Source organism: Burkholderia sp. Ac-20365 (genome assembly GCF_017104715.1).
In the GTDB taxonomy this organism is placed as follows: Bacteria; Pseudomonadota; Gammaproteobacteria; order Burkholderiales; family Burkholderiaceae; genus Paraburkholderia.
Window position 1 is genome coordinate 230,666 of the sequence record NZ_JAAGPI010000008.1, and the last position, 12,314, is coordinate 242,979.

Annotated in this window: 11 protein-coding genes; 8 read left to right on the forward strand and 3 right to left on the reverse strand. The window is 60.7% G+C overall.

From position 1 onward, the window contains the following. The first annotated feature begins 107 nt into the window (after positions 1–107). A complete protein-coding gene (locus tag G3O01_RS17145; RefSeq protein ID WP_205806326.1) occupies positions 108–1,640 on the forward strand; it encodes an MFS transporter in 1,533 nt (510 codons plus the stop codon). Positions 1,641–1,693: 53 nt separating this feature from the next. On the opposite strand, the gene G3O01_RS17150 is transcribed toward G3O01_RS17145, so the two are convergent. Beyond that, entirely contained in the window at positions 1,694–2,281 is a 588-nt protein-coding gene (locus tag G3O01_RS17150) for a YMGG-like glycine zipper-containing protein (protein ID WP_205806327.1), read from the reverse strand. Between the two features lie 231 nt (positions 2,282–2,512). Here G3O01_RS17150 and G3O01_RS17155 point away from each other — a divergent pair, with 231 nt between their 5' ends. Both G3O01_RS17155 and G3O01_RS17160 read left to right on the forward strand, forming a co-directional pair. After that, positions 2,513–3,046 carry a MarR family transcriptional regulator gene (locus G3O01_RS17155; protein WP_205806328.1) on the forward strand — a complete coding sequence of 178 codons (534 nt, stop codon included), beginning with the start codon at positions 2,513–2,515 and terminating at the stop codon, positions 3,044–3,046. Further along, positions 3,043–4,260, forward strand: a complete 1,218-nt coding sequence (locus tag G3O01_RS17160) for an MFS transporter (protein ID WP_205806329.1) — start codon at positions 3,043–3,045, stop codon at positions 4,258–4,260. The genes G3O01_RS17155 and G3O01_RS17160 overlap by 4 nt, the downstream gene beginning before the upstream one ends. An 18-nt stretch (positions 4,261–4,278) precedes the next feature. Here the strand turns inward: G3O01_RS17160 and G3O01_RS17165 are convergent, their stop codons facing one another. Together G3O01_RS17165 and G3O01_RS17170 are read right to left on the reverse strand one after the other, a co-directional pair. Beyond that, entirely contained in the window at positions 4,279–5,772 is a 1,494-nt protein-coding gene (locus G3O01_RS17165) for an aldehyde dehydrogenase (RefSeq protein ID WP_205806330.1), read from the reverse strand. Positions 5,773–5,869: 97 nt separating this feature from the next. After that, positions 5,870–6,421, reverse strand: a complete 552-nt coding sequence (locus G3O01_RS17170) for a cupin domain-containing protein (protein WP_109481479.1) — start codon at positions 6,419–6,421, stop codon at positions 5,870–5,872. Between the two features lie 438 nt (positions 6,422–6,859). Here G3O01_RS17170 and G3O01_RS45335 point away from each other — a divergent pair, with 438 nt between their 5' ends. The 5 genes from G3O01_RS45335 to G3O01_RS17190 all read left to right on the forward strand — a co-directional run bounded on the left by G3O01_RS45335 (position 6,860) and on the right by G3O01_RS17190 (position 12,206). After that, positions 6,860–7,066: a hypothetical protein gene (locus tag G3O01_RS45335; protein ID WP_241024045.1), complete on the forward strand. Its 207-nt coding sequence runs from the start codon at positions 6,860–6,862 to the stop codon at positions 7,064–7,066. A 306-nt stretch (positions 7,067–7,372) separates the two neighbouring features. After that, positions 7,373–8,161, forward strand: a complete 789-nt coding sequence (locus G3O01_RS17175) for a gamma-glutamyl-gamma-aminobutyrate hydrolase family protein (RefSeq protein WP_205806331.1) — start codon at positions 7,373–7,375, stop codon at positions 8,159–8,161. A gap of 33 nt (positions 8,162–8,194) precedes the next feature. After that, positions 8,195–9,529 (forward strand): glutamine synthetase family protein, encoded by a 1,335-nt coding sequence (locus G3O01_RS17180; protein ID WP_205806332.1) that lies wholly within the window; start codon positions 8,195–8,197, stop codon positions 9,527–9,529. A gap of 35 nt (positions 9,530–9,564) precedes the next feature. Continuing rightward, positions 9,565–10,995 carry an aspartate aminotransferase family protein gene (locus tag G3O01_RS17185; protein ID WP_205806333.1) on the forward strand — a complete coding sequence of 477 codons (1,431 nt, stop codon included), beginning with the start codon at positions 9,565–9,567 and terminating at the stop codon, positions 10,993–10,995. Positions 10,996–11,084: 89 nt separating this feature from the next. Further along, the gene (locus G3O01_RS17190) at positions 11,085–12,206 is read left to right on the forward strand and encodes a polyamine ABC transporter substrate-binding protein (protein WP_205806334.1); all 1,122 of its coding nucleotides are present in this window, start codon (positions 11,085–11,087) and stop codon (positions 12,204–12,206) included. Positions 12,207–12,314: the final 108 nt, after the last annotated feature.

A 12,314-nucleotide genomic window follows, 5' to 3' on the forward strand; every position in this document is an offset into this window, starting at 1 on the left:
TGCGCCTCATTGGTTCCTTCATGGAATCATTCATTGGAATTCAGTTCGACAATCGGGACTATCGTTCCCGATATATTAGCTGCACATTCATTTTCCGGGGTCATGCCATGCCCGTGCTTCGCCCGCGCAAGAACACACTCGCGCTGCTTGCCGCCTGCCTTTCGTCGTTGATGTTCGGCCTGGAGATATCCAGCGTGCCCGCGATCCTGCCAACGCTCGAACAACTGCTACATGGCGACTTCAATGATCTGCAATGGGTGATGAACGCCTACACGATCGCCTGCACGACCGTGTTGATGGCGACGGGCACGCTCGCGGACCGCTTCGGCCGCAAGCGCGTGTTCATCGTCAGCATTGCGCTGTTCGGCATTACGTCGCTGCTGTGCGGGCTCGCATCGAACATGGCCGTGCTGATCGCCGGGCGCTTTCTGCAAGGCGCGAGCGGCGGCGCCATGCTGATCTGCCAGGTGGCCGTGCTGTCGCATCAGTTCCAGCAGGGGCAGGCGCGCGTCAAGGCGTTCGCCGCGTGGGGCATCATCTTCGGGATTGGACTCGGGTTCGGTCCGATCATCGGCAGCGCGACGGTGGCGCTGACGGGCTGGCAATGGGTATTTCTCGTTCACGCGCCGCTCGCGCTCGCGACCATCGCGCTCGCCGTCAGCGGCGTGAGCGAATCGCGCGATCCGCACGCGCGCAAGCTCGACGTGTGGGGCGTGGTGAGTTTGTCGCTGGCCGTGTTCGGGGTAGCGTTTTACATCACACAAGGCGCGGATCTGGGCTTCACGAGTTTGCCTGCGCTTTGCATCGTCGCGGCGAGCGCGCTCTGCCTGATCGCATTCTTCGTCGCCGAGAACAGGAACGCGCACCCGATGTTCGACTTCTCCGTGTTTCGCATCCGCAAGTTCTCGGGTGCGCTGATCGGATCGGCGGCGATGAATTTCAGCTTCTGGCCTTTCATGATCTATCTGCCGGTGTACTTCCATAACGCGCTCGGTTACGACGATCTGCACGCGGGTTTCGCGTTGCTCGCCTACACGCTGCCGACGCTCGCCGTGCCGCCCGTCGCGGAACGGCTTGCGCATCGCTATCAGCCGGGCTTCGTGATCCCCGGCGGCCTCTTCACCATCGGGCTGGGATTCATGCTGATGCGCATCGGCAGCGGCGCGGAGCACGCGAGCTGGCTCACGATGCTGCCGGGTTGCATCATCGCCGGCGTGGGACTGGGCCTCACCAATACGACCGTGACAAACACGACGACGGGCGCCGTATCGACCGCGCGTGCCGGAATGGCGTCAGGCATCGACATGAGCGCGCGGATGATTTCGCTCGCGATCAACATCGCGTTGATGGGGTTCGTGCTGATGGCAGGCGTGGAATCGTCGTTGTCGCACGCGATGCCGGATGTGGCGCAGCTTCACGCAACAGGCGCTGCGATTGCAGCCGGCCACGCCGTGACGCTCGACGCGAAGATCGCGCACGACGCCCTCGTGCATGGCTTTGGCTGGGTGATGCTGTATGGCGGGATCGGCGTGTGGCTGCTCGCAATTGCGAGCTTCATGACATTCGGCGTAACGACAAAACTCAACCGCTCGAAGCTCGAAGAAGCGCCCGTGACGACATGCGCGCAATGCACAGACTGATACAAAAAAGCGTGAGCGCGGATATCGCGCTCACACTTTTCGAGGCGTGCAGATCAATAGTAAGGATACGGTGCGTAGACCGCGGGCGGCGGGCCGTAATAGTAAGGACGCGGACGCGGCGCGTAGTACACGGGTGCAGGCGCATAGTATGCAGGCGGCGTCGCGTACACGGGTGCGGGCGGCTGCTGAATGGTGTTGCCCTTGGCAGTCATGCACTGCGCGTATGCAGCGTCATAGCGGCCCTGAAGGCCATACGCCGAATACGACGCGCCGTTCGCGCCCGCCGCACCGCCGACCAGCAGGCCGCTGCCCGCTCCAATTGCTGCGCCCGCGCCAGGATTACCCGCTGCCGCACCGATCAGCGCGCCGACAGCCGCGCCGCCCAGGGTTCCGACGGCTGCGCTGCCCACCGCGTTGTTAGTCGCCGCTTGCGACGCACCATTCGCGTCCGTGCTGCGATAGGCGTAGTCGCGGCACTGATAGTCTTCCTGCTGGAACTGCTGGAGCGGCTCGCCCGAGCGCGGCAACGCCACGATGCTCGGCCCGCTGGGCGGCACGACCGCACAACCGCCCAACGCGAGCAATACCCCGACGGCGAGCGCCGGCGTTGCGACTTTTTTTGCGACCTGAGTCTTGTTCATGTTCGTCGACCTGCCAATGAAAAATGCCAATGTCCAATACAGAAACAATAGTCCAACAGACTTAGGCTTGAGTTACGAATGCGTTACTGGATATTTCTGCGCGAAGCATAAGCCATGCGACTACGCAAAACGTTGAAAACCATTAAAAAGGGCCAGCGGGATTCACCTTGAAATCGCAGCCTGATATGTGCACTATGCACATATGCACGGTGCACATATCGAGGTGCCGCAATGACCCAGCGCACGGAAAACCTGCTCGGCGTGCTCGCCCTTCTGGTGACCGACGAACTGAACGCACAACCCAGCATTGCCGCGCTGGCCGGACCGACGGCACGCGCGATGCTCAACGCGATCGGCCAATATCCCGATTCCTCTATCGAACTGCTGCGCGATGCCGTCGACCTGTCGCATCCCGCTGCCGTGCGAGCGGTCGCAGGACTCGTCGATGCGGGCCTCGTCGAAAAGAAAGCGGGCAGCGACAAGCGCTCGGTGGCTCTCGCGCTCACAACCGCAGGACGCCGCGAAGCGAACCGCTTGCGCACCGCGCGCGGGCGCATGCTGGAAAGAATCGTCGCACGACTCGACGACAACGAGCGCGACGTATTCGAAAGCCTGCTCATCAAGATTCTCTGGAACGAAACGCGCGATTCGCCGCACGCGATGCAGCTTTGCCGCTTCTGCGACGACAAGCCGTGCCTGAAAGCAGGCTGCCCCGTCGAGTGCCGCGAACAGGGTCTGCCGATGCCTGAGCGGAGCGCATCATGAGCACGCAGGATACCGTCGCGAGCACGACCGTCGATCCACCCGTTCGCTGGCGCGCAGTGGCCGCGCTCACCGCCGTGTCGACGCTCGCACAGATCGGCCAGTTCGGCATCGGCTTCATGGTGTTGCCGGTCTGGCTCGCGCATCAGGGACTCGACGCGCCGCGTGCCGGGCTGTTTGCCGCCGCGCAATGGGCTGGCATGTTCATCGGACTGCTGTTCGCGCCGCGTCTGATGGAAGGCATCGGATCGAAGCTGACGGTTACGTTGGGGCTCGCCGCGTCGCTGATTGCGTATGCGTCGTTTGGTCTGTTGTCGTGGCCTGCGTGGATGTTGCCGGGCATGCTGACGGGACTCGGTATCGGCTTGCGCTGGATCGCAAACGAAACCTGGCTCTACAGCCTCGTGCCAGCGGACAAGAGCGGCAAAGTGGTCGGCGTGCACGAAACGCTGATCGCGTCGGCGGGCGTGCTGGCGCCGGCGCTTGCGGTGTATGGCGGCGTGAGCGGAACACTCGTATTCGTGTCGGGATCGGTACTGACGCTTGCTGCCGCCATTCCCCTGTGGCTTACGCGTGCGCCTGCGCGCCCGTCCGTATCGGCTCGCGATAACGCTCGAGGCAAGCGCTTCGAACTCGGGCCGATCGTCTGTCTTGGGCTTGTCACGATCGCAGTCGGCGGCATCGGCGACGGCGCGCTCTACGGGCTGTTTCCGCTTTTCGCCGACGGACGCGGCCTCACCACTGCACAGACCGCAACCGTCCTCGCGTGCTTCGGCATCGGCGGCATGGTGCTGCAATTTCCCGTTGGATGGCTCGCGGATCGCTTCGGACTCGCGGCAACCGTGATCGTCTGCGCGTTGGCCAGCACGGCGGCTATCGTCGGATTTTCTGTTGCGGCACCGGCTTCCATTGCGTATATCGCGGCCGCGCTGCTGCTAGGCGGCATGAATAGCGCTTACATCACGCTCGGTATGTATGCAGCCGCATGCAGCGACAAGCAGGCGATCACGCGCAACATGCGCCTGCTGTCGCTCGCATTCACCGCGTGCTCGATTGCAGGACCGCTCTTTGCAGGGACCGCGATGAAAGCACTCGGCAACGACCTGTTGATATGGCAACTCGCGATCATGAGCGGCGCGCTGATGATCTACACGCTCGGCATGCGCGAAGGGCATCGGCAGGCGCGACAGCGCGCGCCTGCGGCCTCTTCATCGTAATCACGCGCCGCTTGACGGCTAGCGCAAACGCACCAGCGTCGACTTCAACTCCGTGTACTTCTCGAGCGCATGCAGTGACTTGTCGCGACCGTTACCCGACTGCTTGTAGCCGCCGAACGGGAAGTTCATGTCGCCGCCTTCGTCATAGCAATTGACCCAGACAGTGCCCGCGCGCAAACGCCGCGATACTTCGTGCGCCGTGGTCAGATTGCCGGTCCAGACAGCGGCCGCGAGGCCGTAATCGCTGTCATTGGCGATCTGCACGGCTTCGTCGATCGTGTCGAATGTAATCACCGATAGAACCGGCCCGAAGATCTCTTCACGCGCGATCTTCGCGTCGGGCTTCGGCACATCGAACACAGTCGGCTCGATGTAGAAGCCGCCGCTTTCCTGCTGCACGCGCGCGCCCCCATGCAACAGTTTCGCTTCTGCGCGGCCCGCTTCTATGTAGCCGAGCACGCGGTCCATTTGCACCTGATCGACGATCGCGCCCATCGACGTCTTCGGATCCAGCGGATTGCCCGGCGTATAGCTGCGCGCGGCAGCGACGAGCTTGTCGAGAAACACCTCCTTGATGTCGCGATGCACGAGCAGGCGCGAACCCGCCGTGCACATCTCGCCCATGTTGTAGAAGATCGCACCCGCTGCTGTTTTTGCTGCGCGATCGAGATCGGGACAATCGGGCAACACGATATTCGGCGACTTGCCGCCCAGTTCCAGCCATACGCGCTTCAGATTCGACTGTCCCGCGTATTGCATGATCAGCTTGCCGACATTCGTCGACCCCGTGAACGCGAGGCAATCCACGTCGTGATGCAGCGCGAGCAGTTTGCCCGGCTCGCCACCGCCCGGCACGACGTTGAAAACGCCCGCAGGAATGCCAGCTTCGTGCGCGAGTTGTGCGACGCGAATGGCAGTCAACGGCGATTTCTCGGAAGGCTTGAGCACGACGCTGTTACCCGCTGCAAGCGCAGGCCCGAACTTCCACGATGCCATCAGGATCGGAAAATTCCACGGCACCACGGCTGCCACGACACCGATCGCCTCGCGCGTCACGAGACCGACGAGATGGTGATCGGCAGGCGCCACTTCACCGCCTATTTTGTCGATCGCTTCCGCGAACCATTCGACGCAATACGCCGCGCCCGGCACATCGACTGTGGTCGTGTCGCCGATCGGCTTGCCTGCGTCGAGTGTTTCCAGCAGAGAGAGTTCGTCGAGATGCTCGCGCATCAGCGCGGCCCACCTGAGCAGCTTCGCCTTGCGCTGACGCGGATTGAGACCGGACCACACGCCTTTGTCGAACGCATGCCGTGCGGCACGCACGGCCGCATTCACGTCCGCCTCGCCGCAATCGGCGACTTTAACGAGTACCTTTCCGTCTATGGGACTCACACAATCGAACGTGCGCCCACTTTCTGCCGAGCGGTACTCGCCGTCGATAAACGCGCGCCCTTCGATTGCGAGCGTCGCTGCCTTTTCCTTCCAGTAAGCCAATGTCGTCTTGTCCATCAGGATGCCTCAATGTTATGCGTTGATCGCAGTGCATCCGGCATGCGCGATGCAGTGCTGCGTTAAACGCGTTGACGCGAAGCGGCGTGCAAAAGAATCAGAACGTGGGCGGCGAATTGGCCGACACGACTTCGCACACCTGCTGCGCGCTGGGATTGCGAAAACGATGTGGTAAGCGGCTTTCGAAGTAATAGCTGTCGCCGGGGTCGAGCAGCCACGTCGTGCCATCGACAGTCAATTCGAGCTGACCGCTGACGACGACGCCGCCCTCGTGCCCTGCGTGCTGCAGCATTTCCGGGCCCGTATCCGCGAGAGGCTGATACACCTCGCGCATGATGCCCATATTGCGATCCTTCACGCTCGCGCCCGCCAGATAGAACTCGATCTGCTCGTTGCCGAGATTGGGCATCTCCGCGCGGCGCGACACCACGTTGCGGTCGGCCTCGATTTCAAATGTGAAGAATTCGGCGAGGCTCATCGGAATACATTCGAGCAGTTTCTTCAACGAGCCGACGGAAGGACTCACGCGGTTCTGTTCGATCAGCGAAATCGTGCCGTTCGTCACGCCCGCCCGTTTCGCCAGCTCGCGCTGCGAAAGACCGTGCTTTTTGCGGATGTACTGCAGGCGGGTTGCAACTTCTATAGACATCGATGCACTCATGGGAGCGGTAAGAACGTCATAAAGAGAGCGCCGTTCGAATAGCACGCGCGTGTGTTGAATATTCTAATCACTTTAAATTAAACGCCGCTGGGGAAAACCCTGAAAGCGAAACGAAATTATTACGCATCTACCGGCTTCAAAGTGGACTGGAATGCCTGTAGATAGCTCAGGGAAAGCCCTCATCAAAGATTCGTAAAAAGACTTTGACGGCCTTTTTGACTCGTATATGCTGATCTACAGGTTGATGTTTCCTGATTCGATTACCCGGTGCAACAGCACGATTCATCGCCGTGCAACGGGTAAAGAATGCAGATCGAATAACAATCTGTCGTCTCGTTTCTTTAAACGCACGATGCGTTTTCCAGAGCGAAGCGTTCAATACTTTCAACGTGCCAGTCGAGTGTAATCGTGAGAGTCCGAGGCCCTTTGGTTAGGTGGGATCGTAGTCAGTTCGCGAGGTGTCTTCGCGCTGACCACGCCATCGCCGACGGCAGCAACGGCAGGCTTGCGTTTCGCCGCTTTCTGTCCGTCTTCACGATCCTGTCGCGCCGTTCCGTTCGACGTCATAACTCCATTTCAGCGCGTGCCTTCATCGCGGTGCATACCGACGAAGTCGCCTCGCTGTTGCCCTAGCGCCTCTCCTCCTGCTGCAGTCCGGCCCGCTTGCGGGTCAGTGCTTCGCGTGCGTTATCGCGCCGCGTCTACGGTTGCGCTCGTCCCTACGCCGGACACGCGCCGTTGTACGCCTGCGATTGCGCGCAGCGGAGCGAACCGGACCGCCTATATGTTTGCGACGCGCGGCGCGATCCGCTGACGACGCTGCCACGCAAGCACCCTTCCAGTAGCTTTGCGCATTTGCGCATGCTGCGGAATCGTGCCGCGCATACACATAGCGATATTTGCCGCGTTCCCGCAGTCAACGACGAATACCAGTTAGTCATGCAAACGAAACCTTTGGTCGGCATCACAGCCGACAGAACGATGATGGGTGCGCATGCGTCGCACGTGGTCGGCGAAAAGTACATCGCGGCCGTGGCCGACGGCGCGCAGACGCTGGCGATGGTGCTGCCCGCACTGGGCGACAAACAGGTGCCGGAAGAACTGTTCGCACATATCGACGGGCTCCTGTTTACAGGCAGCTATTCGAATGTCGAGCCGCATCGATACGGCGGTCACGCGAGTGCGCCCGGCACCTTGCACGACGCCGCGCGCGACGCGACGACGCTGCCGCTGATGCGCGCCGCCATCGACGCGGGCGTACCCGTTCTCGCGATTTGCCGTGGCTTTCAGGAAATGAACGTCGTGTTCGGTGGAACGCTGCATCAAAGCGTTCAAACGGTGGACGGTTACGACGACCACCGCGAGAACAAGGAAGACGACCTCGACGTGCAGTACGCACCTTCGCATGCGCTGCATCTCGTGCAAGGCGGGCTGTTGCAGAAGCTCGCTGGCGGCGCGAGCGAAGTGCGCGTGAACTCACTGCACGGACAGGGCGTCCAGCGGCTCGGCGACGGCCTCACGGTCGAAGCCCGCGCGCCAGACGGATTGATCGAAGCAATCAGCGCAACGCATGCGCGTGCCTTCGCACTGGGTGTGCAATGGCACCCGGAATGGAAGCATGCGAGCGACGCGCTATCGACGGCGATCTTCCGTGCATTCGGCGCAGCTTGCCGCGATCGAATGCGCATCAGGACGGGTTCGGCAGCGGCTGCAAGCGCACATGCCTGATCCCCGTCTGCGCAAAAAACAGAGAGAACGATCATGCAAGACATTGATGAATTTCTGAAGAAGCACCACATCACCGAAATCGAAGCGATCATCCCCGATATGGCGGGCATCGCGCGCGGCAAGATCATTCCGCGCAGCAAGTTCGAATCGGGCGAATCGATGCGCCTGCCGCAAGCCGTGATGATCCAGACGGTGACAGGCGAGTATCCCGAAGACGGTTCGCTCACGGGCGTCACCGATCCCGACATGGTCTGCGTGCCCGACCCATCGACGATTCGCATCATTCCGTGGGCCGTCGATCCCACCGCACAGGTCATTCACGACTGCGTGCATTTCGACGGCACGCCCGTTGCGATCTCGCCGCGCCGCGTGCTGCGCCAGGTGCTCGATCTGTACAAGGCCAAAGGCTGGAAACCTGTCATTGCGCCCGAACTCGAGTTCTATCTGGTCGATATGAACAAGGACCCGGATCTGCCCTTGCAGCCGCCTGTCGGACGTACGGGCCGGCCCGAAACGGGACGCCAGGCGTATTCGATCGAAGCGGTGAATGAATTCGATCCGCTCTTCGAAGATATCTACGAGTACTGCGACATTCAGGAACTGGAAGTCGACACGCTGATTCACGAAGTCGGCGCCGCGCAGATGGAAATCAACTTCCTGCATGGCGATCCGTTGAAGCTCGCCGATCAGGTGTTCCTCTTCAAGCGCACGGTGCGTGAAGCGGCATTGCGTCATCACATGTACGCGACGTTCATGGCGAAGCCGATGGAGAACGAACCAGGCTCGGCAATGCACGTGCATCAAAGCCTCGTCGATGAAGAGACGGGACAGAACCTGTTCACGGGCAGCGACGGCAAGCCGACGCAACTCTTCGACGGCTATCTCGCCGGCCTGCAAAAGTACACGCCCGCGTTGATGCCGATCTTCGCGCCGTACATCAACTCCTATCGCCGCCTGTCGCGTTTCATGGCCGCTCCGATCAATGTGCAATGGGGTTACGACAACCGCACGGTTGGCTTCCGTATTCCGCATTCGGGCCCGCAGGCACGTCGCATCGAGAACCGCATTCCGGGTGTCGATTGCAATCCGTATCTGGCGATCGCGGGCACGCTCGCAGCGGGTTATCTCGGCATGACGCAACGGCTCACGCCGACAGAACCGCTCACCAGCGATGGCTATGAACTGCCGTATCAGTTGCCACGCAACCTCGAAGAAGGGCTCACGTTGATGGGCGGATGTGAGCCGCTCGCCGAGATCATGGGTGAAAAGTTCATCAAGGCGTATCTCGCGCTGAAGGAAACCGAATACGAAGCGTTTTTCCGCGTGATCAGTTCGTGGGAACGCAAGCATTTGCTGCTGCACGTCTAAAGCCTGGCGTCATCCGCAAAATAATTGGAGGCAACATGAGTTTCAGAGCAGAAGAAATCGCGTACGTGCAGCCTGCGCAACCGGCCGCGAAAGCATCGCAACAACAGCGCAGCACGGCGGAATACCGCGCGCTCGATGCCGCGCACCACATTCATCCGTTCTCGGATACGGCCGCGCTCAACCGCGCTGGCAGCCGCGTGATCGTCAAGGCAGAAGGTGTCTATCTGTGGGATTCGGATGGCAACAAGATCATCGACGGCATGGCGGGCTTGTGGTGCGTGAACGTTGGCTACGGACGCAAAGAACTCGCGGACGCCGCGTACAGGCAATTGCAGGAACTGCCCTTCTACAACACGTTCTTCAAGACGACGCATCCGCCTGTCATCGAACTGTCGGCGCTGCTCGCCGAACTGACGCCCGCGCCGTTCAACCACTTCTTCTATTGCAATAGCGGCTCGGAAGGCAACGACACGGTGCTGCGTATCGTTCACCAGTATTGGGCGACGCAAGGCAAGAAGCTGAAGAAGTTCGTCATTTCGCGCAAGAACGGCTATCACGGTTCGACGATCGCGGGCGGCACGCTCGGCGGCATGGGTTATATGCACGAACAGATGCCTTCACAGGTCGAGCACATCGTGCATATCGATCAGCCGTACTGGTTCGGCGAAGGCGGCGACATGACGCCGGAAGAATTCGGTCTCGCTCGTGCACGCCAGCTCGAAACGGAAATTCTCGAACTCGGTCCGGAGAACGTTGCTGCGTTCATTGGTGAGCCTTTCCAGGGAGCGGGCGGCGTGATTTTCCCGCCTTCCACGTATTGGCCGGAAATCCAGCGCATCTGCCAAAAGTACGACGTGCTGCTCGTTGCGGATGAAGTGATCGGCGGATTTGGCCGCACGGGCGAATGGTTCGCGCATCAGCACTTCGGCTTCGAGCCCGATCTCATCACGATGGCGAAGGGCCTGACGAGCGGCTATATCCCGATGGGCGCAGTCGGCCTGCATGACCGCATCGCCAAAGCGATCATCGAGAACGGTGAGTTCAATCACGGCCTCACGTATTCGGGCCATCCGGTTGCGGCTGCTGTCGCCGTCGCAAACCTGAAGCTGTTGCGCGACGAGAAGATCATCGAGCGCGTGAAAAACGAAACGGGCCCGTATTTCCAGAAGTCGTTGCGCGAAACGTTCGCGAATCATCCCATCGTCGGCGAGATCGCGGGCGCGGGTCTGGTTGCGGGCATTCAACTCGCGCAGAACCCGAAGACGCGCAAGCGCTTCGCCAACGGCGGCGATGTCGGCACGATCTGCCGCGACTTCTGTTTCAACGGCAACCTGATCATGCGCGCCACCGGCGACCGCATGCTGCTCTCGCCGCCTCTCGTTGTCACGAAGAGCGAGATCGACGAGATCGTCACGAAGGCCAAAAAGGCCATCGACGCAACCGCACAACAACTCGGCATTTCGTAACGGCAGTCAGACCACCGGCGCGGGCGCCGTGACGCATCGACAACGCGACACACGCTCATGCCGGACTTTTACCTTCAAGGGAAATCAACATGAGCGTTTGTCATCTTCGTCATGCGGTCGCGGGGGCCGCACTGGTAGCCGTGACGGGCATTGCCGCACTGTCGGGAACGGCAGCGCAGGCGGCCGATACCGAACTGAACGTCTATAACTGGTCGGACTACATCGCGAAGGACACTATTCCGAACTTCGAGAAACAGACGGGCATCAAGGTCAAGTACGACAACTACGACAGTGACGACACGTTGCAGGCCAAGCTGCTCGCCGGCAGCTCGGGCTACGACATCGTCGTGCCGACGTCGAACTACATGGCCAAGCAGATTCAGGCCGGCGTCTACCAGAAGCTCGACAAGTCACAGATGCCAAATCTGAAGAACCTCGATCCCACGCTGATGAAGATGATTGCCGACGCCGACCCGGGCAACCAGTACGGCGTGCCCTGGGCATACGGCACGGACGGTATCGGCTACAACGTGCAGGCCGTGCAGAAAGCGCTCGGCGCGAATGCACCTGTCGATAGCTGGGCGCTCGTGTTCGACCCCGCCAATCTTTCGAAGCTGAAGAGCTGCGGCGTGTCGTTCCTCGATCAGGCTGTCGATGTCTTTGCGGCAACGCTGCAGTACATGCACAAGGACCCGAACAGCACGAACCCCGCTGATTATCAGGCCGCCTTCGAAGTGTTGAAGAAGGTGCGCCCGTACATCACGCAGTTCAACTCGTCGGGGTACATCAACGATCTCGCGAACAATGACGTCTGCGTGGTGGTCGGCTGGTCGGGCGACGTCGGTATTGCACGCCGCCGCACGCAGGAAGCGAAGCGTTCATACGAAGTCAAGTTCTCGAACGTGAAGGAAGGCGGCCTGTTGTGGTTCGACGTGATGGTCGTGCCGAAGGACGCGCCACATCCCGAAGCTGCCATGAAGTGGATCAACTTCATTTCGGATGCGAAGAACAACGCTGAAATTACCAACGAAGTTTTCTATCCCACCGCCAACCGCGCCGCGCGCCAGTTCGTCACCCCGGCTGTCGCGCAGGATACGACGGTCTACCCGGCCGACGACGTACTCTCGAAGATGACGCTGATGAAACCGATGCCGACGGATATTCTGCGGCTCGAAAACCGCCTGTGGGCTCAACTGAAAACCGGTCATTGACACTGTGATGTAACGCCGGTTTTCAGGGACATAAAGGGAACTGAACGAGACGGCAGAGGGATCGCTCGATCCCTCGCCGTGGAGCAGTAGCGCAGTCAGCCTGCGCCT